At 49.8% G+C, this 26,861-nt stretch carries 25 protein-coding genes; 9 read left to right on the forward strand and 16 right to left on the reverse strand.

Annotation, left to right across the window (positions count from 1 at the left end; genetic code table 11):
• Positions 1-11 precede the first annotated feature (11 nt).
• On the reverse strand, positions 12-950 hold the full coding sequence (locus BMY62_RS00595) for a hypothetical protein (protein ID WP_090655064.1): 939 nt from the start codon (positions 948-950) through the stop codon (positions 12-14).
• Between the two features lie 420 nt (positions 951-1,370).
• The gene (gene ampD, locus BMY62_RS00600; RefSeq protein ID WP_090655313.1) at positions 1,371-1,937 is read right to left on the reverse strand and encodes a 1,6-anhydro-N-acetylmuramyl-L-alanine amidase AmpD; all 567 of its coding nucleotides are present in this window, start codon (positions 1,935-1,937) and stop codon (positions 1,371-1,373) included.
• An 86-nt stretch (positions 1,938-2,023) separates the two neighbouring features.
• Here ampD and tmk point away from each other — a divergent pair, with 86 nt between their 5' ends.
• Positions 2,024-2,656, forward strand: a complete 633-nt coding sequence (gene tmk, locus BMY62_RS00605) for a dTMP kinase (protein WP_090655069.1) — start codon at positions 2,024-2,026, stop codon at positions 2,654-2,656.
• On the forward strand, positions 2,653-3,783 hold the full coding sequence (holB, locus tag BMY62_RS00610) for a DNA polymerase III subunit delta' (RefSeq protein ID WP_090655072.1): 1,131 nt from the start codon (positions 2,653-2,655) through the stop codon (positions 3,781-3,783). Before tmk ends, holB begins: the two co-directional genes overlap by 4 nt.
• A 23-nt stretch (positions 3,784-3,806) precedes the next feature.
• On the opposite strand, the gene BMY62_RS00615 is transcribed toward holB, so the two are convergent.
• Positions 3,807-4,889: a metal-dependent hydrolase gene (locus BMY62_RS00615; protein WP_090655075.1), complete on the reverse strand. Its 1,083-nt coding sequence runs from the start codon at positions 4,887-4,889 to the stop codon at positions 3,807-3,809.
• A 3-nt stretch (positions 4,890-4,892) separates the two neighbouring features.
• Positions 4,893-5,630 (reverse strand): TetR/AcrR family transcriptional regulator, encoded by a 738-nt coding sequence (locus BMY62_RS00620; protein WP_177170248.1) that lies wholly within the window; start codon positions 5,628-5,630, stop codon positions 4,893-4,895.
• Between the two features lie 926 nt (positions 5,631-6,556).
• Between BMY62_RS00620 and BMY62_RS00625 the strand changes: the two genes are divergently transcribed.
• Positions 6,557-8,410, forward strand: coding sequence for an ABC-F family ATP-binding cassette domain-containing protein (locus BMY62_RS00625; RefSeq protein ID WP_090655079.1), 1,854 nt, complete (start codon positions 6,557-6,559; stop codon positions 8,408-8,410).
• 37 nt (positions 8,411-8,447) lie between these two features.
• Here BMY62_RS00625 and BMY62_RS00630 read toward each other — a convergent pair whose 3' ends face one another.
• The 9 genes from BMY62_RS00630 to fliL form a co-directional block, all read right to left on the reverse strand.
• Complete coding sequence (locus tag BMY62_RS00630) at positions 8,448-9,950, reverse strand: DUF4139 domain-containing protein (protein ID WP_090655082.1); 1,503 nt, start codon at positions 9,948-9,950, stop codon at positions 8,448-8,450.
• 112 nt (positions 9,951-10,062) lie between these two features.
• Positions 10,063-12,081: a coiled-coil domain-containing protein gene (locus tag BMY62_RS00635; RefSeq protein WP_090655085.1), complete on the reverse strand. Its 2,019-nt coding sequence runs from the start codon at positions 12,079-12,081 to the stop codon at positions 10,063-10,065.
• A gap of 260 nt (positions 12,082-12,341) precedes the next feature.
• Positions 12,342-13,139, reverse strand: a complete 798-nt coding sequence (fliR, locus tag BMY62_RS00640; protein ID WP_090655088.1) for a flagellar biosynthetic protein FliR — start codon at positions 13,137-13,139, stop codon at positions 12,342-12,344.
• 39 nt (positions 13,140-13,178) lie between these two features.
• A complete protein-coding gene (gene fliQ / locus BMY62_RS00645) occupies positions 13,179-13,451 on the reverse strand; it encodes a flagellar biosynthesis protein FliQ (RefSeq protein WP_090655091.1) in 273 nt (90 codons plus the stop codon).
• 23 nt (positions 13,452-13,474) lie between these two features.
• A complete protein-coding gene (gene fliP, locus BMY62_RS00650; protein WP_090655094.1) occupies positions 13,475-14,233 on the reverse strand; it encodes a flagellar type III secretion system pore protein FliP in 759 nt (252 codons plus the stop codon).
• Between the two features lie 34 nt (positions 14,234-14,267).
• Positions 14,268-14,717: a flagellar biosynthetic protein FliO gene (gene fliO / locus BMY62_RS00655; RefSeq protein WP_090655097.1), complete on the reverse strand. Its 450-nt coding sequence runs from the start codon at positions 14,715-14,717 to the stop codon at positions 14,268-14,270.
• A 14-nt stretch (positions 14,718-14,731) separates the two neighbouring features.
• Entirely contained in the window at positions 14,732-15,256 is a 525-nt protein-coding gene (fliN, locus tag BMY62_RS00660; RefSeq protein ID WP_256207368.1) for a flagellar motor switch protein FliN, read from the reverse strand.
• Between the two features lie 16 nt (positions 15,257-15,272).
• Positions 15,273-16,250 (reverse strand): flagellar motor switch protein FliM, encoded by a 978-nt coding sequence (gene fliM, locus BMY62_RS00665; RefSeq protein ID WP_090655100.1) that lies wholly within the window; start codon positions 16,248-16,250, stop codon positions 15,273-15,275.
• Between the two features lie 6 nt (positions 16,251-16,256).
• On the reverse strand, positions 16,257-16,730 hold the full coding sequence (gene fliL / locus BMY62_RS00670) for a flagellar basal body-associated protein FliL (protein WP_090655103.1): 474 nt from the start codon (positions 16,728-16,730) through the stop codon (positions 16,257-16,259).
• A 425-nt stretch (positions 16,731-17,155) separates the two neighbouring features.
• On the opposite strand from fliL, the gene BMY62_RS00675 reads away from it, so the two are divergent.
• The 3 genes from BMY62_RS00675 to BMY62_RS00685 are packed head-to-tail and all read left to right on the forward strand — an operon-like array spanning position 17,156 to position 21,770.
• Positions 17,156-19,354 (forward strand): M20/M25/M40 family metallo-hydrolase, encoded by a 2,199-nt coding sequence (locus BMY62_RS00675; protein WP_143058731.1) that lies wholly within the window; start codon positions 17,156-17,158, stop codon positions 19,352-19,354.
• A complete protein-coding gene (locus BMY62_RS00680; protein ID WP_090655108.1) occupies positions 19,354-21,006 on the forward strand; it encodes a gamma-glutamyltransferase family protein in 1,653 nt (550 codons plus the stop codon). The genes BMY62_RS00675 and BMY62_RS00680 overlap by 1 nt, the downstream gene beginning before the upstream one ends.
• Positions 21,006-21,770, forward strand: a complete 765-nt coding sequence (locus BMY62_RS00685) for an N-formylglutamate amidohydrolase (RefSeq protein WP_090655111.1) — start codon at positions 21,006-21,008, stop codon at positions 21,768-21,770. Before BMY62_RS00680 ends, BMY62_RS00685 begins: the two co-directional genes overlap by 1 nt.
• 139 nt (positions 21,771-21,909) lie before the next feature.
• Here the strand turns inward: BMY62_RS00685 and BMY62_RS00690 are convergent, their stop codons facing one another.
• Both BMY62_RS00690 and BMY62_RS00695 read right to left on the reverse strand, forming a co-directional pair.
• Complete coding sequence (locus BMY62_RS00690) at positions 21,910-22,290, reverse strand: hypothetical protein (protein ID WP_090655114.1); 381 nt, start codon at positions 22,288-22,290, stop codon at positions 21,910-21,912.
• Positions 22,287-22,502 carry a DUF2934 domain-containing protein gene (locus BMY62_RS00695; RefSeq protein WP_090655117.1) on the reverse strand — a complete coding sequence of 72 codons (216 nt, stop codon included), beginning with the start codon at positions 22,500-22,502 and terminating at the stop codon, positions 22,287-22,289. The genes BMY62_RS00690 and BMY62_RS00695 overlap by 4 nt, the downstream gene beginning before the upstream one ends.
• Positions 22,503-22,776: 274 nt before the next feature.
• On the opposite strand from BMY62_RS00695, the gene BMY62_RS00700 reads away from it, so the two are divergent.
• Together BMY62_RS00700 and BMY62_RS00705 are read left to right on the forward strand one after the other, a co-directional pair.
• Positions 22,777-24,309, forward strand: a complete 1,533-nt coding sequence (locus BMY62_RS00700; RefSeq protein WP_090655119.1) for a PAS domain-containing sensor histidine kinase — start codon at positions 22,777-22,779, stop codon at positions 24,307-24,309.
• A complete protein-coding gene (locus BMY62_RS00705; RefSeq protein ID WP_090655122.1) occupies positions 24,306-24,950 on the forward strand; it encodes a response regulator transcription factor in 645 nt (214 codons plus the stop codon). The genes BMY62_RS00700 and BMY62_RS00705 overlap by 4 nt, the downstream gene beginning before the upstream one ends.
• Before the next feature lie 168 nt (positions 24,951-25,118).
• On the opposite strand, the gene BMY62_RS00710 is transcribed toward BMY62_RS00705, so the two are convergent.
• Entirely contained in the window at positions 25,119-25,712 is a 594-nt protein-coding gene (locus BMY62_RS00710; RefSeq protein WP_090655124.1) for a hypothetical protein, read from the reverse strand.
• Positions 25,713-26,065: 353 nt separating this feature from the next.
• Here BMY62_RS00710 and BMY62_RS00715 point away from each other — a divergent pair, with 353 nt between their 5' ends.
• Positions 26,066-26,779 carry a dienelactone hydrolase family protein gene (locus tag BMY62_RS00715; protein ID WP_090655127.1) on the forward strand — a complete coding sequence of 238 codons (714 nt, stop codon included), beginning with the start codon at positions 26,066-26,068 and terminating at the stop codon, positions 26,777-26,779.
• Positions 26,780-26,861: the final 82 nt, after the last annotated feature.

Genomic DNA, 26,861 nt, shown 5'->3' on the forward strand with positions numbered 1-26,861 from the left:
ATGGGTGCCTGTCAATACAGTTCGTTACGCAGATTTTTCAACCGGGGTGATCCCGGCGAGAGTTTCTCGGCGCGTTGCAGATAGACCCGGGCAGTATTTTCCTCGCCGTCGGTAATCGCTTTTTCCGCAAAGTAAATATACATGTCGACCATTTTCTGGATGCCGGCGCGCGCTTCGGCGTTACCGGGCTCGACAGCCAGTACCGCCTGGTAGTGCTCGTAAGCGTTGTTACCCGGTGGAGTGGTCATGCGCAAGTCCTTGAGCGCAGCTTCGGCAGCGGCCAAATGCTGCGTGATCGTCGTGTGTGCGGAGCCGGTTCCGGGTTGTGCAAATTCGGTGGATTGAGTCGTTGCCAGTGCATCAGCTGTGCCGGCGGAAGCAGGAGATGCTGTCTGCTCTGGTTGGGTTTCGTTATCGTTTGAACCGGATAGAGCGGACGCTGCGGGTGTGACTGAGTCAGAATCTGAATCCGCTGCCCTCGTTCCATCGCCGTCCGTATCAAAATCGACTGCTGCGTCAGTCGGCGTGTCGACAGGCGTATCGCTGCCCGCCATGCTGGTGTCCGGTTCAGTTGTGTCTGTTTCAGGTGTGTGCAGCAGATTTTTTGTGATGGCCTCGACATTCGCCTGCGGATTGTCCAGGTCTATTATCAGGTTGGATGCGAATTCGGAGTCGGTGCCAAATTCCGTGCCGGGTGCATCGGTGCCTGGAACGCTCGTTGTGTCTTTTGCGTCAGATACGCCGGTTGAGTCAGGTGTGTCGATGGTGCCCGCTGCGATTTGACCGGCGTCCTGCTGCACTGAAATGGGTGCCGGCGTGCCGGCTGGCGTTGCGCTGCCGGCAGTTTCAGAGGTATCGCCATTTTCCCGGGTCGACATCAGCTCAACCACGGTTAAAGCGGCGACGATCACAATACCGCCGATCCAGAGCGCATTACTCGAATTCGCCATGAAAAAACTCCTTTGTTATTGTAAACACGCTAAGCCATTAATGACAGGACTGAAACAATGCACTGCCGATAACAGTGCATGTCACTGATCCTGTTTATTCTGCCCGGTTATAAGCTTTACGGCAATAAGAAACTGGTTGCCGGATTATCATGAGGCACGCGGTGAAACATTGTTATATGCTTTTGAGCTGCATTGTAGACAGAATTTATCCAGATTGATCGAGGAAGTTTGCAGGTTACCTATTTTCTTTGAAAGCCGCGTATCGTTCCTGAAATGCTGATAATTGCGCGTTTAACGAAGCGTCGTTGACGGATTCAATGGGACACTCTCTTCCTTCGATTGCATGCTTGTATTGCGGGTAAGTTTATAGCCATTGCAGCTCTTTTTCGCGGCCTAAAAAAAATTGGTTCCAATGCTGTATTAAGTCTGGTTCCATTGTGGTTTTTCCAATGATGCCTGGTAGCGTATCCAGTCAAAATAAGGCCCCGGGTCCGTTTTCCGCCCGGGTGCGATATCTGCGTGTCCGGCGATGTCCGTGATCGGATAGTGCTGTTGCAGACACCGGGTCAAAGCGGTCAGTGTGCTGTATTGCGTTTCGGTGAACGGCGTGGTGTCGCTGCCTTCAAGCTCGATGCCGATGGAAAAATCGTTGCAGCATGATCTTCCCCGCCAGCTTGAAAGTCCTGCATGCCAGGCGCGGTGGCGGCAGCGGACGAACTGGATCATTTCACCATTGCGGCGGATGAAAAAATGGCAGGAAACTTTCAGACCTGCGATGGATACATAGTATGGGTGCATTTCCGGATCGATCCGGTTGGTAAAGAGTTCAATGACGCCTTCGCCGCCGAATTCTCCGGGCGGCAGGCTGATGCCGTGGATGACCAGCAGGGTAATATCGGCATCGTCGGGGCGTTCGTCGTAATTGGGTGAGGCAATGAAACGGCAGCGATCAGCTTGTTGAAGGCATCCGTCAGTGTCTATTTTCATGAATTTGCTCAAATGGTTCACGCCTGGATTGAACATACATGGCGAATGATACCTGATTGCGCAGCCGATGCTCTACAATACCGGTTATGAAACCAGGCAAATTTATCACTCTTGAGGGCATGGATGGCGCGGGTAAATCGACCCAGCTTGAATATCTGACTGCATTGCTGCAGCAGAAAAGACAAACTGTGGTCGTAACCCGTGAACCTGGCGGCACGGCGCTGGGCGAACGGCTGCGCGCGCTGCTACTCGATCAATCCAGTATTATGCATCCGGAAACAGAAGCCTTGCTCATGTTTGCGGCCCGGCGCGAGCATATCGACAAGGTCATTGAACCGGCGCTGCGAACCGGCAGCTGGGTGATATCCGATCGTTTTACAGATGCCAGTTTTGCCTATCAGGGTGGCGGCAGGAGACTTGACTGGAACAAGCTGGCGTTGCTTGAACAATGGGTTCAGGGTGACCTGCAACCCGACTTGACGTTTTTTTTCGACGTACCGGTCGAAATCGGGCAACAGCGCGTCAGCACAGTGAAAACACCGGACCGGTTTGAGCGGGAACAACATGATTTTTTTCAGCGCGTGCGCAATGCCTATCACGTGCGCGCACGTCAGTTCCCTGAGCGCATCCGCGTTCTGGACGCGCGTCAGCCCGTCAACGACGTCAAGGCTGAAGTGGCCGGTATCATTGAAGTGTTCTTTGCAGGTCGGCTGCCATGAATTTACTGCCGGTCTGGCAACAGGACATCTGGAAAACACTGACGCATGACGGCGCGTTGCGCAGTCACGCATGGCTGCTTAAAGGCAGGCGCGGTATCGGTAAATACCGGTTTGCGAACCTGCTGGCCAAATCGCTGTTATGTGCTCGCGCGGACCCACAGCGCATCGCCTGCGGACAATGCGCCAGTTGCAACTGGTTTGAGCAGCATACGCATCCCAATTATAAGCTGATCACACCTGATGCCATGTCGCTGGCGATGGTGCAGAACAACAGGGCCGGTGTTGAGGGCCATTCGGCTGAAACGCGCCTGCAGACCGCAGGCGAACGAAAAACGAAGCCGCGAGTCGGTCAGCAGATCAGTATCGATCAGATCCGTGATCTTGACGATTTTGTCTATCTCACTGGCCATCAGGCTGGTTACAAGATCGTGCTGATCTATCCGGCGGAAACGATGAATACGCCGGCGGCAAATGCGTTATTAAAAAAACTGGAAGAGCCGCCCGAAAATACGCTTTTTATTCTGGTCACGCATCAGTCACAGCGTCTGTTGCCGACCGTTCGCAGCCGCTGTCTACAAGTTGCGATGCCCGCGCCGGATACTGAAACGGCGGTTCAATGGTTATTGCAACGCTGGCCGCAGCAGGCTGATGCCCAAAAAAGCACGGAACCGCAGCGGCTGAATAAACAGCAGGATGCGCACAGGTTGCTGGCGCTGTCCGGTTTTTCGCCGTTTGCTGCATTGCCGTTATTGGATACGATGGAGCAGCATCGGCAGTTTATTGACGCCGTCAGTACGCACGGACGTTTTGATCCGTTGACATTGGCCGAAGCGATGCAGAAACAGGAACTGACTGTGACCATCGATTGGCTGCAAAAGTGGTGCTACGATCTGGCTGCTTTCCATGCTGCCGAACGTGTGCGCTATCATCCTTTTCTGGAGGCGCGGATTCAGTCACAGTGCCAGCGAATTAATCTGAGGGCCTGTCTGTCGTTTCTGCAGTTTTTGAATGCACGTCAGTCGTTATCGCGTCATCCTGTCAATGAACGCCTGTTTCTGGAGGAAATTTTCATTCAGTACGGTCGGCTGCTTGCATCCGGATCGGCTGTGCCCGAGTTTGAGGAATAGCCGGCAGCCGATACATATTGATTTCAGTCAATGTAAAACAATCCCCGGTTCCGAACCATCTGCCAGTCCGAACTATCACCAGCGCGGCATAATCCGAACTGAAACGAGGGCGGTAGCTCAGGGAATTTGAAACGTATGTCATAAAACCAGTAGCACAGTATTTCGTCAGAATTATCGATGCGTTGTAGCAGCGGATAACGGGCAAACCGGCGAAACGGTTCAAATGCAGCATGCTGCCAGGCGGTCTGGATCGCTTCGGTTTGCTCCGTTTCGCTGCCAAATCGTTCAAGTTTTCGCCAGTAAATGTTCGATACCGGCCTGTACGCGGCTGCAATTTTCGTCAAAAGCCAACCGTTTTCAGGTTCGTTCGGGGAAATGTTGCCCGGATCGAGATCAATCAGCGCGACATGATACCGATTGCTTTCTTCAATGATGATGGTCCAGTGATAAGGCGACAACGGCTGCGGCAGTGCACTGATACGTGTGTGCGGCAGGGAGGCGGCGTGATTTTCTGCGATCGCAAGCGCCTGCGTACGCAGCATGAACATAAACGTCAAATATCCGGACAGAACGAACAGGGCTGCAATTGCGGCTGTTTGCTGGTATGGAAAACGCCACGAAATCACCAGACCAATGAGTATGATCAGAGTAAACCATGGGTCGATTACAAACGCCAGTGGCAGCGCATAGCGTTCGGTTGAAAGTGGCGCGAACAGCATCAGGCCATATGATGTGATCAGATCGCCGACAATGTGAATGGCCAGCCCGAGGCACACGGGCAGGTAAAACTTCCGCCAGCCATAACGATCTGACCCGGTCAGGCCGGTCAGCCACGCCAGCAGCTGTGCGAGTAACCATGCCCAGACCGGCAGCAGTACCAGTGAATGTGTTGGACCCTGATGCCAATTCAGGTAGGTCAGGGTATCGAACATACGCAGCGCGAAATCGACATCAGGAAATAGTGCCGCAGTAAAACCGGCTGCGACCTGCAGACGAACCGGTAGCGGCCTGGTTTTGGTTGGTCCGGTCGCTTGTCGCTGCTGTTGGCCAGACGCGGCGGCACGGGCCAGCAACGCGCCGCTCAGCGCATGTGTAAGTGGATCCATGATTTATTCGGGTTGCGTGTTCGTTCCGGCCGTCGCTTTTCCGCTGGGTGGTGCTGCCGCTGACTGGCTGGTGTCGGCGCCGGTTGTGGCGGTGTACGTGATCTGTTTGATTTTGTGAGCTGATGCGGGGTTTTTCCCGCGGCTGTTGTCAGTCTGCGGGCGGCCATATACCACCTGGTCAAGAATTTCCGCCATTTGCAGCTGCTGCGCCAGAAAAGTACGTGTGCGCTGCGTGTTGTCAGATTCGTCGAACATCCAGTGGGTAAAGGTCGCGAGATACAGCGTGGTGAGTGCGGTTTCCTCAAGCGCACGGCGTAAAAAGGTAGCGTCACGCTGCGCCGCTTCGCGCATCCACTGCACCGTACGGCTGATCCGCATGATTGCCGGAATCTGAATGTGGATATGCCCTGGTTCGAGCTTGGAACCGATCATCTGACGCGTTACCGTACGATGCGCATGCAGCGCGTCGAGCCATGCCATGATCAGACGATGCAGGCGTTCGCGCGGCGATAGCGTCAGAAAACCATCCTGTTCGGCAACTTTGAGCATGACACCATCGGCGCGGTCGAACCAGGCATCGATGATATCTTCCTTTTCGCGGAAATACGGACGGATATCGTCAAGCGTAATTTTCAGTTCGGCAGCCACGTCAAACAACCTTACAGCCTCCCAGCACGAACGTTCCGCAATAGTAACCGCCTGATCGACGATCGCCTCGCGCAGATTCATATTTTCAGTCATGGTGAGTCTCCGTTAGATGAGAGTAACGCCTTGCTTGCTGAAACTATAGCATAATTCATGTGTTTTCCATGTGCCTGGCTGTGTTGGTATGTGATTCTTGGGAGTCTGGATGCACACACAGAACCTGACTTGCTTATTGTGTGCCTGAACTGCTCTCAGCATATCGCTAGTCGTGCTGTTGGACAGCGTTTTTGCTGCGACTTAACCATTGAGGTAACACTGGATGTTGCAAAAAATCTCTATCATCGTTATTTGTTGGTAATTAAGCATTCTACTGAAATTAAAAGAAAAAACCATTCATGCTTCCTGTGCATTATTTATAAGCAATTTCAAGTAAAATTTGGTGTTTTACAAAACACCAACAATTAAAGGTGATATAGCCAAAAAAAAACAGCTTCGACGATGATTGTAGCGTTCAATTCTCTTAAATAAAATGAATAACCATTCCTGGATTTTAATAGTCGTTTTGTTTGTCCACAAAAGCTGTGGATAACTCTGTGGACAGCATGTACATTTTGCATTTAACGTCCCTTTACATAACGTTTTTTTTTAATTCGATTAATTTTTATACGATTATTTTGTATTTTAAATCAATAACATATTTTTTCGTCTAGTATTTATGCGGGTTTGCGTTATATTCAAGAACCGGCAGAAAAAATGTGGATGATTTTAAATTGTCAAGCAATTTTTTTTAAAAAATATCGTCTGTTCGGTTGTCGGCAAGTGTAAAAATTTTCAACCGATTGGTGAAATAAACGTGATAAACGACTGTTGTTTATCGTTTTAAGTTTACGTTTGTGTGAAAGTTATGTGACAGAAAAAATATTTTTTAATCTGTGTTCGCTTTCACTGAAAATTGTCCGGCATTCAGTTTTTATTGATAAGTGTAAACGGTTAAACTATGTCATTTATGACTGTTTGATTCCATGCTCACAATACAATCGCTGACATTTCTGCAGGGCGGTATACCATTGCTGCAGGATTGTTATCTGCAAATCTTCGCGGGACAACGCGTTGGGCTGGTGGGCTGCAATGGCAGCGGCAAGTCTACGCTGTTTCGCCTGATTCGCGGTGCCATCAAACCGGATGCCGGTGAGATTAATTTGCAGGCAGGCAAAACCATCGCGTTTGTCGAACAGGAAATTATCGATTCAGAACAGCCAGCGCTGGAATTTGTACTCGATGGCGACGCCGAATTGCGCCAGCTTGAAGACATTCTGGGGAAGGCGCGGCATGATAGCGCGTGGTTCGAGGCCCAGCAGCAGTTTGAGGCAATTGACGGTTATGGTGCCCAGGCACGCGCGGCGCAGCTATTGGATGGTCTCGGTTTTACAAGCGACGTTTTAAGGCAGCCGGTAAACCGGTTTTCGGGCGGCTGGCGCATGCGTCTGAACCTGGCGCGCGCGCTGATGCACCGCGCCGACCTGCTGCTGCTCGATGAACCGACCAACCATCTGGATCTGGAAGCAATACTCTGGCTCGAGCAATATTTGCTGCGCTATTCCGGAAGTCTGATTGTAGTTTCGCATGACCGTGAGTTTCTCAATACCTGTGTCAACCGTATCGCACATATTCATCACCGGCGAATTGACAGTTATACGGGCAATTACGATGATTTTGAACGTGCCCGCGCCGAACGTCTGCAACAACAGGCGCAGGCATATCAGCAGCAACAGAAGCAGATCGCACACATGGAGGACTTCGTGCGCCGTTTTCGCGCCAAGGCAACCAAGGCAAAGCAAGCGCAAAGCCGCATCAAGGCGCTGGAACGGTTAACCCGTATCGCCCCCGTGCATATGGAGAACGGTCATTTTGAACTGCAGATCGACGCACCTGAACGCAGCCCCGATGTATTGTTACGCGCCAATCAGATGAGCTTTGGCTATACCGAAAACAAGCCCCTGTTCGAGAATGTGCGGCTGATACTTCAAGCGGGCGCGCGTATTGCATTGCTGGGACCAAATGGCGCCGGAAAATCAACACTGATCAAGCTGCTGACAAAAGATATATCACCTGGCTCAGGCACTGTGGAATGGGCGCCGAATCTCCGCATCGGTTATTTCGCGCAACATCAGCTTGACCTGCTGGATGCCGGTGCTACGCCGCTGCAGCATCTCGCACGTCTTGCCCCCGCGCATACCGAACTTGAGTTGCGTACTTTTCTGGGCCGCTTCGGTATGGGTGGAAATACTGAAGACCGAGTGGTAGGTACATTTTCAGGCGGTGAGAAAAGTCGCCTGGCGCTTGCGCTGCTGGCCTGGAAAAAACCGCACATGCTACTGCTCGACGAACCGACCAATCATCTTGATCTGGATATGCGCGATGCGTTGACGCTGGCTTTGGAAGCATACTCAGGTGCTGTTGTGCTGGTATCCCATGACCGTAGTCTGGTGCGTGCGATCGCGGATGAATTGTGGCTGGTTGCGGACGGCCGGGTACGGTTGTTTGACGGTGATCTGGACGATTACAAACAATGGGTTGGCGCCAGACGCGATGAGATGGTGCAATCACGCCCTGCAGCAGACAAAACAAGGCAAAAATCGCCTGCAAGACCCAATAAAAAATCATTGCTTGCCAGGCAGTCAAAACTGGAGGCAGCGATTGATACCGCCCAGAAGGCGCTGGCCGAGACGCGTCGGCAACTGGCCGATCCGGCTATTTATTCGCAGCGTACGCGAACCGAAATTGACCAACTCAGTGTGGCGCACGATGCGCTTGAACAGAAAATCGCCGATCTGGAAGAAAGCTGGCTGGAACTCGAAATGGCGCTGGAAGAATAAGCAGATCGGCACACGCTTAGAAAGGGATTGAAACTGACTACCATGATGTTGTCAGAACACGAAATGTCAATGCTGTGGTACTGTCAGCAGGCAAGTTAATACGCCATTCTGCCATGTCGGCAGCGATTTTTTGATGCGGATGCGATTCGGACAACATCCGCCAGTCACCTGGAACGGGCTCCCGGACAATTACGGTGACTGCCTCTTTTTTTGCATTGCTGAGAGTAATCTGGTGTGCAGTTTCGAATTGCCGCGTATTGGGATCAGGTGTCGGAATTTTTTTGAAATCCGTCTGCTTTTTGTCAGCAGTGATATCGAATGCCTGTCCCAACTGTAAACGCACCATGGTTTCGCCGGGTGTGTGGTTTATGGTGTCTTCACCGACAAAATGTGCATTGTATTCCTTGTCCTGTTTGTAGGTGCGTATGACGCCGGCCGGCAACGGTGTGCCCAGTTCGCCATCACTGTTACGAAAATTGATAAAAACATCGACGGCCTGTTTTTGTTCGGGATGACGATAATATCCAGAATAATAATGATTCTGTCCCGTCAAAATAAACTGTTTCTCAAACGGGATACCGCGTGCGGACAAAAAAGTAATTTGCTGACTTTGATTGTTGCGTAGTGTGGTTTTGACGGGCAGGGGATAGCGGTGCAGCTCAAAGTGCGGGACGCTGTCGATGTTGGCTGTCGTTGCGCTCACGGCTTCAAGTTCACGGCTGAATTGTTTTGCTACAGAACGGCTGGCGGGTCGTGTCAGATTGATATCGCCGGCGATTAAATCAATTTTTGCCTGGTGATAATCAATGCCGCTCTGGTTGGTGAGCGTTGCCATGCCGGTCAGGCTGGCATTCAGGTCCTGTTGATCAATTTCCAAAATATAGTCCGCCTGCCACGAAAGTCCATGGCTCAGGTAAGTTAAACGTAATGGCTGTGGTTTTTTTTGTGGTGTTGCACGGCTGTTCAATATGACTGTCATTGCCGGTTTGTCGCGTAGATTACCGGGAATTTCTGAGAACACCAGGCGACCTGGTATACCTGTCTCTATACGATCGGGAAATTTGAGAATAACACCGCCATTGGTGGTCAGTACCGTGGCCGACTCCCTGCTTTCCTCCCCGGTAGCCTGGTTTGTTTGGATGACAGTGACCTGTTTGCCGGTATGGCTTTCCAGTAATTGCTGTGGACTCAGCGGATTCAGATCAAAGTATTGCGCGACAGTATGCAACTGACCGGGTTGTTTTAAATTGCTTATCCAGGCCGTTTGCGGTTTGATTCTGGCAGAAATCTCCTCCCAGGCCAGATTATTGATGCCGTTTTGCAGTATGATCTGTCGGGTGTCCTTAACCAGTGCGAGATCGTGCTGGTACAGTGAAAGCGTTATGTTCGTCTGGTCTTCACGGGTTGTGACTTTCGTCGCGGAGGCAAATGCTGCTTGCAGGCTGACAGCGGTCATGGTGGTCATGACGGTTATGGCGAGCAGAACGAGCCGCGTCATGGTGTAAGCAGCCTGGCAGCGGGTATATGTAATAATAATCATGGTTGAACTCCTGTTTCAGAAGCCTGAGAAGAAAAACTTTCTGGATTTCGTGTTGTTGTCTGGCACCAGTTGTACCGGGCCTGATAGGCGATCAGGCAATTGTACCAGTGTGTCAGGATTTTCGGGGGGTGCGTGTTGTTGCAGCAATAGCAGGTGTTGCCAGATCTTTTTCGGTTTGAACAGATGCAGGGCCGGGTTTGGTGTTGTCGAGTGCCTGGTGGATGGTTTGAATGGCGGCATCAGGTGACAGCAAAGGGACGAGTGGTTTTTCCTGGTGCTGTGCAGTTGCGGCCAATGCGGCGCGTATTCTTGCCGTTGCTGCGGCAGTTGCTTTTTTGTCTTCTTCTGTCCGTGCGATTATCGCTTCACTGGCCATGCGCTCGACAGCTTCGCGCCGTATGGCCTCTTCACAAGCCTTTTCCTCCAGTTCAGCGCGTTTGCTGATAATTGCCAGTGTGGCAGATTCGGCTCTGGCTTTGGCTGCTGCTGCTTCAGCGGCTTTGTTTTCGGCATCGAGCCGCGCTTTGGCTTTGTTGGCAGCGTCTATTTTTGCCTGAGCCCGAATAACAGCAAGTTCGGTGATTCTCTGTTCGGTTTCCAGCCGCTCGGCAGCGGCGCGCTTGGCATCAGCCATAACCCGGGCGCGCAGTTGCGCATCTGCGAGCAAGCGCTGGTCAGTCTCAGCTTTGGCGTTGGCATCCTCGGCAGCCAGAAGGTCAGCTTGGACTCTGGCTGCCGCAATTTCTTTTGCATGACGTTCAGCCTCGGCTTTTTTTTCGGATGCATCTCTGGCCTCGATATCTGTCTGTTTACGCGCCTGCGCTGCTGCTGCGGCCTGCTGGCATGCCTCTTGTCGTGCCTGTGCCGCCTGTGCCGCTTCTGTCTCCTCGGTTTCTTTGCGTTCTTCGGCAGCGCGTGCTTCGCGCTCTGCATTCAGTTTGATTTCGGATGCGGCTTTTGCCTCAAGCTCGGCTTGCAAGCGCTTGTGTTTTTCTTCCAGCGATTGAGCTTCTATAGCTATGCGCGCTTGTATGGCTTCCGCAGCAGCTGATTCTTTTTGCAGTATCGATTCCGAAATTTTTGCAGCGGCTGCTTCAGCTTCTTTTCTCTCACGCGCTGCCTGTGCTGCTTGTGCATCTTTTTGCGCACGTTGCTGTGCCGCTTCGGCAGCCAGCGTTTCCTCTTTTGCTTTTTCTTCTGCGGCCTGTGTTGCTTCAGATTCAGCCTGCAGCCTTGCTTGTGCTGCCTGGCGGGCGCTTGTTTCAGCTTCCAGACGTTTTGAGATTTGCTGCTGGATTTCTGCTTCCAGGCGCGTTCGCTGCTGGATTTCCTCAAGTTCTTGTTGCTCGGCATCGGCGTTTGCCTGAGCCAAAGCCAGCTGTTTTTCATTTTCGCAGATTTTCGCCGCTGCGATTTCCTTGGCGCGGTTCTCGGCCTCAGTCACGGCCAGTGCGGTCTGGCGGGCTGTTTCAGCCTTTTCTGCGCTGTCCTTAGCGGTTTCTGCCGCTTTTTTTTCTGCGTTTAATTGCGCATCCGATTTGTCGAGCGCGGCTGCTTCCTGACTGACACGTTCCCGGGCTTCTTCTACTATGGCAGACTCCGTTTTGAGCCTAGTATGCAGGATTACGGCCAGTTCTTTCTCGGCTTTGGTTTTTTCTTCTGCAAGCTGTTGCGCCTGGATTTCCTTTTGCCTGTTTGCTCTGGCTTCATTCAGTGCCGATGTTTCCGCTTGCGCGCGCTTCCTGGCTTCTTCGGTGGCCAGCATTTCGGCCTTTAGCCGTTCTTCGGCGGCAATCCGGGCTTTGGCCTCGGCCCTCGCCCTGGCTTCAGCGGCAACTCTGGCCTTTGTCTCTACTTCCAGTCTTTTTTGCGCTTCTTTAATAGCCTGATCTTCTGTTTTCAGTCGTTCGCGATGTTCATGTCTGATTTGCTGCTCTATATCGGCGAGTGTCATATCGTCATTTGACGCAGAGTGATACGATTCTGGCGTGCCGGATTGCCGAGGTGAATATGCTGGAGGATCAAGAAAATATATATCGTCGTCTGCAACGTCTGTTTCTATCGTGCCTGAAGAATCATCCACAGGTGATTTTTTTCGCAAGGATTCAATTAATCGAAATTTGAATGTCATGTCTCGGGGTACCAGATAATACAGCGCAACCCTTGTCAAGTAATCGGTCCAGGCAATAGGGGATGGAAGCTGATTACAAACAACCGGATTATTCTAACCTGTTCTTTAAGCAAACTATTAAATAGGAGCAGTGTATCATTTATATTTGTTTTGACTATTCGGATAAAAGACCAAATAAGGGTTATTTCTTGTTTGAGGGGTAGTGAGTGGGTAAACATGAATCTGCGGATCGGCTTTTCGTATGATCACCATGACTGAATTCATGGCAAGGGGATGTTGGGCAGATTGACCAGATTCGACATAAATTCGAAACCGTTATGAATCAGATTTTCCAGTATCGGTGCATAAAAAATAATGCTTAATGCGAGCATCAGGAAGCCGATTGCCAGTGTAATCGGAAAACCAACGGCGAAAATATTCAGTTGAGGCGCTGCACGCGTCAGGATACCAAGCGCAAGATTGGTAATCAGCAAGGCTGTCAATACCGGCAGGGCAAGCTGAAGGCCTGACTTGAAAATCTCGCCGCCCCATTCCGCCAACAGACTGAGTGACAACGTAGTGATACCGTCTGTGCCAATCGGCAGCGCATTAAAACTTTGTGCGATGAGGGCAATCATGAGCAAGTGGCCATCAATCGCCAGAAATGCCAGGCTTGCTATAATTCCCAGAAATCGACCGATCAGGGCGACTTGTCCTGAACTCTGCGGATCAAAAAATATGGCAAAAGCAAGCCCCATTTGCAAACCGATTATTTCTCCGGCCATTTCAACGGCAACGAAAACGATTCGCATGACAAGCCCTATTGCTGTGCCAATAATTATTTGCTGGACCAGAATTAACAACCCTGTACCCGAGAAAGGGTCTACTGTAGGGACAGGTTGTTCGATCGTTGGCGCGACCAGTATAGTGATCAGTGCGGCCAGGCCTACTTTTACTCTGACAGGCACACTGGGATTGCCAAGGATTGGTGCACTGGCAATCAATGCCAGAATGCGGAACAGCGGCCATATGAATGCCGCCATGACTGCACTCAATTCAGCGCTGGTGATGCTGATCATGTTTCAGCTTTTATGTGCTTCCAGGGGGACTGCAATCGATTAACTGACTGCGAGCCAGGGAATACCGGTGAATAAGCGGTGCATATAATCGGTCATGATGCTCAGCATCCAGGGACCGGCAATTGCCATGACCAGAAACATGACTAGCAGTTTTGGTATGAAAGACAATGTCATCTCATTAATTTGTGTGGCGGCCTGAAAAATGCTGACAATCAGGCCCGTAACCAGAGCAGTCAGCAGCAATGGTGCGGAAATCATAAAAGTAATTTCGAGTGCCTGCCGGCCGATGGTCATTACATTTTCTGGAGTCATGGCTTTTCCTTTATTCTTTTCTGTCAGGTAAAAAAACTCTGTGTCAGCGATCCAATCAGTAAATGCCAGCCGTCCACCAGAACAAACAGCATCAGCTTGAATGGCAGAGAGATAATCATCGGCGACAGCATCATCATACCCATTGACATCAACACGCTGGCGACCACCATATCAATGATGAGAAATGGAATAAAAATAATGAAGCCGATCTGGAATGCGGTTTTTAGCTCGCTAGTGATATAGGCCGGTACTAGTATCTTGAATGGCACTTGGTCTGGAGACTCGATGTCATCGTGTCCGGTAATCTGCACAAACAGTGCCAGATCACTTTCTCGGGTCTGGTGCAGCATAAACGTACGCAGCGGGCCGCTGGCAATATCGGCGGCTTCCATGATGTCGATTCTGTCCTCCGAGAAAGGCAGATACGCTTCGTTGTAAACACGATCGATGACAGGCGACATAATGAAGAAAGTCAGGAACAAGGCAATGCCTATCAATACCTGGTTGGGCGGTGAAGACTGTGTGCCCAGTGCCATGCGCAACAATGACAGGACAATAATAATACGTGTAAAACTGGACATCATCAGTACTACCGCTGGAATAAACGTCAGTGAGGTGAGCAGTACCAATGCTTGCAAACTGAGGGTATAGGTGGCCCCGCCATCGGCTGCAGGTGTGCTGGTGAATGCGGGAAAACCCGCTTGCTGTGCCATTGCCGGCATGGCTATGCATCCCGAGAGCAGGCAGGCTAGCTTGAGGGTATTGTGCAGATTAGGTCGCATCTGGATTTATTTGCCTGAGTGATTAAACTGAAAATCAGCCACAGTCCCTGGTTTGAATATCTGTCTGGCTGATACGGTTGTCCAAAACTTTTGAAAATTGCTCGCCTGATTTCCCGGCTGTCTGTCCGGTTGCCTGTGGTGGTGCCGGCATGCGGTGCAGTGTGTTGATATGGCCGGGTGCCACACCGAGTACCAGCCGGGTATCCCCGATTTCTACAATCACCACGCGTTCGCGCTGGCCAATACTCGCTGCAGCGACAACCTTTATGTGTCCTGTTGCCGAAGTCCGGACATTGCCAAAGCGCTTGAGCAGCCATGCCGCAACAACAATGACTGCCAATACCAATAGCAGACCGGTAATCATCTTCGTTATGCTTTCAGCAGCAATAAGCGATTCGGGATGTGACGGAACTTTAGTTTCCGCCTCGGCAAATGCCGCCAGCGGGCAGGTAAGTACTAGAAACAGGCAGAAGTGCTTTAACATGACAGAAAAACCGGTTAACGATTGAGTTTGCGAATTCTTTCGCTCGGTGTGATGATATCGGTGAGCCGGATACCGAATTTGTCGTTTACAACCACAACTTCACCTTGGGCGATCAGGCAGCCATTAACCAGTACATCCATCGGTTCTCCTGCGAGTCCGTCAAGTTCAACAACCGAACCCTGGGCCAGTTGCAGTAAATTCTTAATGGCGATTTTGGTACGGCCGAGTTCCACCGTCAGTTGTACCGGAATATCCAGAATCAGATCAATGTCATTAGACGTATTGCTCAATACGCCGTCGTTGCTGAATTCCTTGAAAATAGAGTTATTGGTGTTTTTTGGTTCACGAAAAGCAGTGGTTTGCCGGTCAGGTTCTGCAGACTGATTTTTGGCCAGTTTTGTGTCGCATTCAGGTGTCGGTTCATGGTTGGACGCTGTCCCGGCGCTGTTGGCGTCCGTATTCTGTGTTGCTGCCTCCTGCTCAGCCATGGCTTCTGCCCAGCTGTCCAGTTCGTTTTGTTGTACTGATGTATCTGTCATTTGATTCTCCGGTAATTTAATCGGCTTCTCTTTGCGAAATCATTGAATTGACCTTGAGTGCATACTGACCGTTGATGATGCCATAGCGGCATTCCATCACCGGTACATTGTCAACCTGTGCAACGACAGTCTCCGGGACATCCAGCGGAATGACGTCACCAATCTGCATGCAGAGAATCTGGTCAAACGTCATTTTGACCTGACCCAGGTTCGCTATCAGTTCGACTTCGGCCCCTTGTATCTGCTTTGACAGCGATCTTACCCAACGTTTATCAATATCCATTTGTTCACCTTGCAGTGTGCTATACAATACGTCACGAATCGGTTCGACCATCGAGTATGGAATGCAGACATGAAATTCGCCGCTGTTTCCGCTGATTTCGAGGTCAAATGAGACACAGACTACGACTTCATTGGGTGTGGCTATTGATGCGAACTGCGGATTCATCTCAGAGCGGATATATTCAAAATGCACCGGGTAGACTGCTTTCCAGGATTTTTCATATTCCTCGAAAACTACATTGAGTAGCCGTCTTATTATGCGCTGTTCGGTTTCAGTGAAGTCGCGTCCCTCGACTCGCGAGTGATAGCGGCCGTCGCCACCAAACAGATTGTCGATAATCAAAAAAACCAGGTCCGGTTCAAAAACCATCAAGGCAGTGCCGCGCAGCGGTTTAATGTGAACCATGTTCAGATTGGTCGGCACGACCAGATTGCGGATAAATTCACTAAACTTGATTACTCTGACAGGACCAACAGCAATATCGACCGTCCGGCGGATGAAATTGAAAAGCCCGATACGCAGCAGGCGAGCGAAACGTTCATTAATAATTTCATATGTTGGCATGCGCCCGCGGACAATACGTTCCTGCGTTGCAAGATCGTACGTTTTGATGCCGGAGTCGTTATCTTCCTGGTTGATATCGTCCTGCTCATCCGTTGCACTTCTCAGCAGCGCATCGACTTCATCCTGTGAGAGAAAATCTTCTGCCATTTTGATTTATTGAATAACAAACGATGTGAATAAAACTTCCAGTATTTCTTCGCGAAATAGTTCAGAGTCCATGGATTTCTTGATTTCATCTGTCAATTCAATACCTAATTGCTTTTTGCCTATCAAAGTTGAGAGATCCTTGGCGGTTTTGCTGGTCAATAACAGCAGAATGCGGTTACGTATCTCGGGCATTTGACGGTCGATTTCCAGTGCTACATCGGTAGCACGGATTTTCACAGTCAGACCCAGTTGAAGATACTGGTCCCTGCCCTCTGGCTGTAAGTTGACCGTAAAGAGGTCAAGTTCCTTGAATGCTGTGGGTATTTTCTTCGGACGCGCAGATTCGTACTCGTCATCCTGTTGCCCTTGCATAAAAAACCATGTGCCACCCGCGCCCGCGCCGATAGCGATGACTGAGACAAGTATCATGATAACCAGCCCTTTTTTACTGCTGGTCTTTTCTGCTTTGATATCAGACATTTCATTGACTCCACAATTGATTGCTATGCATTATGAAAGATGTCAACCGGGGGTGATATGGTAAATAACAAGCAATTATTAGGGTTTTTTTAAGATACCTGCCGACAGCCATTCTGCACAGCAAGCTTTGTGCCAGTTTGCCTTCACATGATCCGTTTGTCCGGGTATTCCGGTCCGGGCTACCTGATCTGATTGTTCAAGTATGCAATTTTTTCTGAGTATAGTTCTGCGTATAGTTTTGGCGGCTGATTTCAAATATTATGATTTATGCTAATCTCACAGATTAATTTGCTAGATTGCTGGCGTTGATTGAGTAAAAGCTCGAAAAGTTGCGTGGAACCGGAAGCAGGTATTTGGGGCGGCGTGATTCGCTATATTATTGCTCGTTTCCGAAGGGGTGATAATTTGATGATGGGGGTGGTGCAGTGAAAGTGGCGGTTATTTTCAATAAGCGCAAAAAAAGTACGGGTGAGGGTGTGATCAATGTTTTTGGCGCGCAGAATCAGGAAACCTATAACCCCGCAACTGTAGAACGTGTTGCGGCTGCGTTGGAGCAGGGGGGGCATAATGTACGCGTTATTGACGGCAATATTCATGTCATTGAACAGCTTCAGGAATTTATGCCGCGCGTGGTTCAAGGTGATCAGCCTGGTATGGTTTTTAATATGGCGTACGGGATTCAGGGCGTGAGTCGCTATACGCATATTCCTTCACTACTGGAAATGCTTGGAATACCCTATGTCGGGTCAAGTCCTGCCGGTCACGGTATCGCCCTTGACAAGGTGACCACCAAGGTGATGATTCAGGCTGCGGGGCTGCCGACAGCGCCATACTGGGTGTTTAACAATGCGGATCAGATTCAGGGCGATCTGCCATTTCCTGTGATCACGAAACCCAAAATGGAAGCTGTTTCGCTCGGTATCCAGGTGATCCACGACATGAATTCGCTAAGGTCTGCGATTACCGGATTGATTGACCAGTTCAAGCAGCCTGTTCTGGTTGAGCAGTTTATTCCCGGCAGAGAATTTGCTGTGGGAGTGCTGGGCAATCAGAACCCGGAAATATTTCCGATTGTTGAAATCGATCTTGAAGGCGATCCCTACGGCATTCAGAGTCTGGAGGACAAGCTGAAAAAACCCAGAAACAAGGTCTGTCCGGCGCAGATTGATGACAAGCTTGCAGGCGAACTGCGTCGGCTCACGTTAGAAACATTCAAGGTACTCGGGATTTTCGATTTCTGCCGTGTTGATTTTCGTATGGATCAGGACGGCAATTTGTATATTCTTGAATTGAATTCCATGGCCAGTCTTGGTTTGACAGGCACCTATGTCAGCGCGGCTAAATCCGCCGGTTATACGTATGAATCATTAATAAACCGCATGCTGGATGTCGCGGTTGAGCGATATTTCGGCAGAGAATTTGAAGATACCACATCTGATCATGCGCATACGGTGATAACGCTGAAAAAAGACCCGTTGCGAATCAGGCTCAGAAGTTATCTGCGCAGCAATATCGACACAATGGAAGATTATCTGTCCAAAATGGTGGATATCAATTCCTTTATTGAAAATACCGAGGGCGTCAATACACTGGGACGGTGGATTTCAAGCCAGTTGTCTGGCGCCGGGTTCGACAGGCAGGTGTTTTCGATGTCCGAGTTCGGCAATATGCTCTATTTCTCCAATCATGCTGAAGAAAACAATGACGTGCTGATTGTTGGAAATCTCGATAATCCAGTGGACTATGAAGACTATATTCCTTTTTCCGAGGAACGCGGACGCATCTACGGAACCGGCGTGGCTCGAGGAAAAGGGGGGATCGCCGTTCTGCTGGGGGCGTTGAAAGCATTACGCTATACGCGAGCGCTAAAGCGCGTAAAGATCGGTCTGCTGTTTATCACGGACGACTCAAAGGGCGGCGTGGCATCGCGCAAAATAATGCACGAATTTTCTGCCCGATCTAATTATATACTGGGGTTGAGCGGTTCCGGTCTCGGTGGTGAGATCGTGACGGCGAGTCTTGGCGCCACCTGCTTCAATATCGAGATCAATCGCAAGCAAGGAAGGGCATCCAGTCAGTATTTTTCGGATGAGCATGATCCAATTCTATACTGTGCCCAGAAAATCAATCAGCTGAAAAAACTGAATGCCGCAGAAACCAGTGTATATGTAACCCTGACCGGATTCGAGACACGAGGCAATGCCGATTTGCCGGCGTATCATGCCGCGTTGTCTTTTATATTACATTTTCAGAATCCGGAGCAAAGCATCAAGCTGGACAGCCAGATAACGCGCATGTTCGATCCCAGAATGCACCAGGCCATCCGTGTTAATATTACCAAAGGAGCGCACAGAAAACCATTTTTGCTGAACGAGAAAACGTTGCGGTTTTACGATCATATCGAGAAAATCGCCCAAGTAGTCGAGGTGCGTGTCACTCAGGAAAATGCCGGCTTAACATCTTTGCTGGCCAATGTTGCTCCGGGAGTTGCAGCAGTGGACGGTCTGGGGCCGCGAACCGGTGGATATGGTTCGAGAGACAAGTATATCGTCCGCGACAGCATGATCGACCGTAGCGTTTTGCTGGCTTATCTGATTTATAAAATCGGAAAAAATTTCGGCTGATGGATCTGAATATTATCGAGGGACGTTTTGCGCCGTCCGAAGACAACAAATGCGCCATTGCATCGGATGGTATGGTGTCAACCGCTTTTCCTCAGGCCACCCAGGCCGGCGTTGACATGCTGCGTAAGGGCGGTAACGCCATTGATGCGGCCTGTGCTGCGGCATTTGCGCTTGGTGTTTGCGAGCCACAGGCAAGCGGACTGGGCGGCCAGTCACATGCGATATTGCATTTTCAGGGAAAAACCATTGCCTTAGACGGCTCCAGCCGTGTTCCTTCACTGGCCCATCTGGATCAGATCGTCGGAAACCATCAGCTGATCAAAGGACATCGCGCAACAACTGTGCCCAGTACACCAGCGGTACTCGGTTATTTGCATTTCCGGTACGGTTCGCTTGACTGGTCAGCAATACTGCAACCAGCTATTCAACTGGCCTCTGACGGCTATCGGATCACCCAGTTGCAGCACGACTTGCAGAAACGTGAACTGAAAAGTTTTTTGAAAATACCCGGACAATCCGGTGCGCAGTACTTTCTCAAGGAGGGTAAGCGGGCTTACGAAGTTGGCGATCTGTTCAAACAGCCCGATCTGGCCAGATTGCTCGAAAAAATTGCCTGGCACGGTGTCAAGGCATTTTATACAGGATCGGTCGCTGAGCAGATAGATCAGGATATGCGTCAACATGGCGGATTTCTCAGGGCAGAGGACCTGGCTCATATTCCATGGCCGGTGGAACGAAAGCCGCTGCGCAGAAATTATCGCAGTATAAAAGTATTTACCTGTCCGCCGCCCTCGGCCGGCAGAACGCTATTGCTGATGTTGCAGATTCTTAAGTATCTGCCGCCGCATTTACTGCTGGAACGCGATCCGAAATCATTTCACTTTATCGCTGAAGCATTTAGAAAAGCGCTGCTGAATCACAAAGAGCGGCCGTTTGATCCTAACGTTTATCCACAATTGCCGGATGACAAGAAACTGTTGAGTAGTGATTATGCCAGAAGGCTGTCTGCATCAATTTGCGACGTGATCGACGCCTCGTTGCCGTCGCAGGATATCTATCCCAGTCAATACGATACTACGCATCTGTCGGTGATGGACAATCAGGGCAATGCAATCGGCATCACCCAATCGATAGAACTGGTGTATGGTTCCAAAACGGCAGCAACAGGCCTCGGCTTTTTGTATAACAACTATATGAGCTCGCTTGAATTTAACGATCCGTCGCATCCGTATTATCTGCGCCCGAATGCAATACCCTGGAGTTCTGTAGCGCCGATTATCTGTTTTTACAAGGATAAACTTTGGCTGGTTGCAGGTAGTCCGGGCAGTGAACGGATATTTTCAACCATGAGCCAGTTCCTGTTTCATATTGTCGACGGCGGCATGCCGATCAGCCAGGCTATGACCTATCCCAGATTTCACTGTTCTGTTGGCGGAACGCTGAGTATCGAAGCCGACCGTTTTCCGCCGGAAGTACTCGATTACCTGCAGTCTGCAGGCTACAAAATGGATTTGCGCGAACCATATTCCTTTTATCTTGGCGCAGTGCACGCTGCGCTCAAATGCCAGACCAGCACGTTATTTCAGGGTGTCGCTGAGATACGCAGGGACGGCAGTGCAGCCGGTGTGTCAAATCTTTATGGGTCAGTTTAATGTCATTTCCTGTTCTGATTTCCATTCCACACGGCGGCGATCAAACGCCACCTGAACTGGTTGGGCGTGTCGTGATTTCCAGGCATGCCATGCTGGCTGACAGCGATATTTTCACGCGTGAAATATACAGTCTTGAAGATGAAGCCGCTGTTGTGCTCGATACGCCGATAGCACGTGTTTTTGTAGACTTGAATCGCGCCCCAGCTGATTTGCCCCCAGCCAATCCCGATGGCGTGATCAAGCGGCTCAGCTGTCATGGCGTGCAAATTTATCGTGATGAGGTATGGAACGATCAGATGCTGGTCAGCACCCTGCTGGAAAAATATTACTATCCTTACCACCGGAAAATACAGGCCGTTCTTCACAGCCGTCAGGATCTGGTTCTAATGCTGGACTGCCATTCGATGGAAGCAGTCGGTCCCGTCATCGGTCCTGATCATGGTGCCGCACGCCCGGCGCTGTGTCTGGGAAGTCGGCACGGCAACAGCTGCAGTCATGCGACCGTGAGCCGGCTGGCAGCAGCGATGCGCCGTGCTTTTGGCCTCAAAGAAAACCAGGTTGCGATAGATCAGCCATTCGCAGGTGGTTATATTACTCGACAGTACGGTCACAATCCGCTGCCGTGCATCCAGATCGAAATGAACCGTGCGCTCTATCTTGAAGCCGGTTGCCGGGAAGAAGATGGAGATGTTCCGTTTAATTCCGACAAAACCACTCTCCTGCGGCAGCAATTCAGGCATGCGCTGGAACTGTTTTTTGCCTGAAGCCGGTTGTCAGCTCAAACAGCAGACAGAACCGTTTTCATCATATTGAAAGAGGACTAGGTACGAGCTGATCGAGTGAAAGTGTTTATGTCTCTTTACCGGATTCCGTCCGTTGTACCAGTCAGTCTCAACACTCATGTCATGCGGGATGAATCATGATCATGATCAAATGCTGATTGTTATACTCGATGTCACTGAAATATAGCTGGCATGATAGTTCCCTGCCTTCTGCACCGGTTACTTTAAAATGGTGACCGATGCGTGACAGGAAGCGCAAATAGGGATTGACGCGCTCGTTACCTTTTTCCAGAAGATCGATTTCGGTCAGCAGCGGTATCAGGCTTGAGATATGATTGCTCCCTGTTTTACCAAGGGTAAGACCCAGCAATTTTTCACTTTTCTCATTGGATTCAACGATCGTGCCATTCTCGGTTAATATCAAAGTCACCGGTGTCGTTTTACTACGCGGCTGCAGGCGACTATCGTACAGTTCTGCTATATTTTCCGATATCATGTTCATTGGTTAAACTCCTTCTCGGCTGTCAGCCAGTCATCCAGTTCGTGCCCGGGCGCGAGACCGCGTTCGAGTGCTCTGTAATAAGCTGCCTCTCTAATTTGGGAATGCAGTTCCAGGTTTTCAGTGGGTTGGGTTTTGGCCGCCTTGACGCGTTCGCCGATTGTTTTGGATGTCGCCCGGCTACGTTGCTGAGGCTTCGTTTCTGATGTTTTCATCCAGTCCTCCTGTATCTTAATAATTGATAAAAAGAAAACAAGCTGGATTGTTTTTATTTTTTTGCTTTCCTGACAGGTAGTCTAGCAAAATGGAAATAAAAGAAAATACGTATTGACACGTAAGGGTTAACCCTTATATCGTTCAATTAAACTAGTACTCTAGCAATATCATATTGATAGAGTACTAGGAACATGATTACTGGTTCAGGCTTGGCAACGTGGCAGTGCGTCGTTTGTTTACACCTCAGGTAGCTGGTTTTTTTACGGGCTGTTTATGGCAAATCATTCATTAGACCCCAAAGTTTCGCCGCACGATGATTTCCTTGACAAAATCAGCTTTCGGGAATTATTTGATGCTGCCGTCGAGGCCATGGTACTTGTGGATGCGGCGGGCCATATCGTGATGGCGAACTGCGCCGCGCAGCGTGTATTTGAATATACACTGGATGAAATGCTCGGCCTGGAGATAGAAGCGCTTGTACCGGAACGTTACCGGGAACACCATCGGAAGTACCGCAAGCTATATCTGGCTGAACCTTATCAGCGATCGATGGGCAGCACTCGCGAACTGATGCTTTTGAAGCATGATGGGCAGGAGATGGCGATGCGCGCAAGCCTGAGCCCAATCAATGTCGAGACAGAAACCTGTATTCTGGTGACCATCAGCACGCTAAATCGGCGTGATGAAGCGGAACGGACATTGCAGGCGAGTGAGGAACGCTTTCGATTGATACAGCAGGCTGCGGATGCGGGCGTATTCGATATCGATTGCGCGAATAATCGTGTTTATTGTGATAGACGCATGTGCGAGTTACTGAATAACGGAACCGAAGAGATCATGGCGCTGGAGAAATTCTTTGCCGCAATTCACCCTGATGATCGCGTCAGATTCCGGGTAATCTTTGATGATGTGGTAAACATGTCGGCGGGCAATACCTGTCGGGGAGAGTTTCGGGTTATGCAGCAACCGGATCACAGGGAGCGCTGGATCGCGACATTGGGACAGGCGCAGTTTGAAAACGGTAGGACAAAGCGCATTGTTGGTATTGCACGTGATATTACCGAACGGAAATTGCTGGAAAAGGCGCTTCAGCAGCAGCGAAGCGAAATAGAAACGCTGTTTAGTCAACAGGTTGCCGTTATTACCGCATCTGCGATTGCACATGAGATCAACTCACCGTTGACGGCTGTCGCCGCCTACAGTGATGTAGCGCATCGGGCGTTGAGTTATCGGCCGATTGAAAAAGTTAAAGCACAGGAAGCGCTTGAAGGGTGTATACAACAGGCGCTGCAGGCTGGAAGAAAACTGCATGAGCTGATCGAATTTCTACAAAAACGTGAAATTCAAACTGAAGAACTGAGTTTGAATCGAATCATAGAGGATGCGCTGCTACAGTTGCACAGTGACGGATACGGGTCATTTCATCTGACACTGGATTTGGAGCCGGATCTACCCCTGATCAGGGCGAACAAGATTCAAGTCCAGAAAGTGCTGGTGAACTTGATCAAAAATTCAGTGCAGGCGATGCGGATTGAGAATATTGATCATTCAGAGATTGCCATTATTCTGAAAACATTGCCGGGCGAGAATATGGCCATCGTGACAATCAGGGACAACGGTCCCGGTATAGACGAGAAAACGATCAGCCATATATTTGATCCTTTTTTTACCACCAAACCCACAGGGTTTGGTGTGGGACTGTCAATCAGTCGCGCCCTGATCGAAGCCAACGGCGGACAGCTCTGGATTGACCCCGATTTTCGGGAGGGAGCGCAGTTCCATTTCACGTTGCCTTATGCATCATGACAGACACATATACTGCTTTCATTATCGATGACGATGCCGCTGTTCGTCATTCGCTGATGCTGATGGTCGAACAGGAAGGCATACCTGTACGGGTTTTCGACAGCGCTGAAGCTTTTCTTGATGAATATAGCCTGTATGACAAGGGTTGCATCATTGTTGATATCCATATGCCAGGCATGGATGGTTTGCGTCTTCAGGAGATACTGCGAAACCATCAGTGCACACTGCCGATAATTTTTCTCACGGGTTTTGGCACGATACCGCAGAGCGTGAAGGCCATGAAGGCCGGTGCCCTTGATTTTCTGACTAAACCGATTGCCCGTACCAAACTGGTTGCGAGTATTCGCTCAGCATTCTCGGAATGTGAAAAGCAAATGCGGGCGAGCAAGCATAACCATAAAGCGAAATCATTTTTATCAAAGCTGACTGAACGCGAAAAGGAAGTCGTGGCTCTGGTTGTGCAGGGGCTGCCAAACAAGGAAATAGCCGCACTATTGGATATCAGCCATAGAACCGTTGAAATTCATCGAAAAAATATCATGCGTAAATCAGGCGTTGCGAATCTTCTGGAATTGGTGCAGCTCGTCAATGAGTCCGGCGCGGATGAACTATTATCTTTCAAACGAATAAGCAAACATTAATGAACTGAGGGGCCAGCGTTCCGGAATATCGATTCGTGATCTCAGGCACGACGGTAACAGACAAGACAATTATTGATCGCGCAGTTCGAACGCTTGACTGACAGCAAACTGCGCGATCAGTATTGACTATATTCAAAAGGTCATGCGGCACGCACTACCGGCAGAAAATTAATCATCGTCATCATCGTCATCATCATCGTCATCGTAGTCATGATAGTGATGGTAATGGTCATCATCGTATCGACGATAATGTTTCAGATCGTGATTGTTCCCAAAAAAAGTGACTTCCCAGTTATCAGAATTACCACGGCGATCCATGTGAACGGTCAGGTATGATCCATTATATTCAACACACGGAATAATAAGCAGTCCATGCTGGATATCTACTGTTGAAATGCATTTGTCCACGGTGACAGTTTTAACTTCGAAACAGTGCGATATATCGACCGTGACAGTGTCGACATACGGATTACCCTCACTGTCCAGCGGGTGTATCGTGACAACCGCATAGTCATGTTTAATCGCTACGTCGGTCGCGGTAGCCAGCAATCCGGTAACATCGTTGCCGGCGGGATCTAACAATGGCGGTGCCGCGCAATGATTCAGCGCACCGGTATGCAGATCTTTGACGGTCAAACCGCGATCGGCAATAAAGATAAGGTCGCGTTTGATGACCACCTGCTCGGCCCATGCGATATTGATGACACCAAAAACACTCATGAAGGCTAGAATTAAAGGAAACCTGATTTTTAAATAATTCATTGCGTGACTCCTGTTAATTGAATATCTCTGTTTATTGCAACGCTGGTTTAGATGATGGAAAAATCGCGGACTCCATTTTCATAGTCAATCGGTCGTGCATTTATTTGTGTATAATTTTCCCATGATATGAATTGTACTGGAGTCAGATTGTACTTGCATTAATTTTGGATATCCCTATTGGGTATCGCGTCGGCCGTATGCAAAAAAATTGTTTTTACGCTTGGCAAGTCCAGAACTAATGAATACCCTAGTTCATAACGTCGGCCGCGCTTGAATCACAAGAGCGTTTTTCAGAGCAGCTAAACGTGATGAACAATTGGCAAAAATGAATGAATTGTGAGGGCAATGACACGATGAAAACACAAACGATCGATTATCATGACGGCGATACTCTGCTTGAGGGTTATCTTGCCGACAATGCTGAAACGGATGCACCGAAACCGGCCGTACTTGTGGCGCATGACTGGAGTGGACGGCGCGAATTTGCCTGCAAGGCTGCAGAAAAAGTAGCTGCGATGGGTTATGTCGGTTTTGCATTGGATATGTATGGAAAGGGCGTTTATGGCAAGGATGGAGATATTGAAGGTAATGGTGCGTTGATGAGCCCCTTCGCCAGCGATCGGGCATTGCTCCGGCGTCGAATCAATGCAGCTTTACAGGCTGTGCAGAATTTGCCGCAGGTCGATCGCTCGCGAGTGGCGGCCATGGGGTATTGTTTTGGGGGCATGTGCGTACTGGAACTGGCGCGATCGGGCGCCGATGTCAAAGGCGTCATCAGTATTCATGGAATCTTCGCGCCCGGGAATGAGGTGAATGAGAAGATTACCGCCAAGGTCCTGTGTCTGCACGGACATGACGACCCAATGGTGCCGCCTGAGCAGGTGCTGGATTTTGAACGCGAAATGACTGATGCCAGTGTTGACTGGCAGGTGCATGTGTATGGCGGCACTATGCATGCATTTACCAATCCTGTGGCGAATAATCCGGGTTTCGGTACAGTCTATAACGAAACGGCAGCGATTCGTGCTTATCAATCAATTGCCCAGTTTTTACATGAAATTTTTTGATACCCTGTATTTAAAGTTTCGCAGATCTATCTGAATAAACAATGCGTATCTTGCAGTTATTCGATAGTTAAATGTCTCAATC

The organism is Nitrosomonas marina (assembly GCF_900111605.1).
GTDB lineage: Bacteria > Pseudomonadota > Gammaproteobacteria > Burkholderiales > Nitrosomonadaceae > Nitrosomonas > Nitrosomonas marina_A.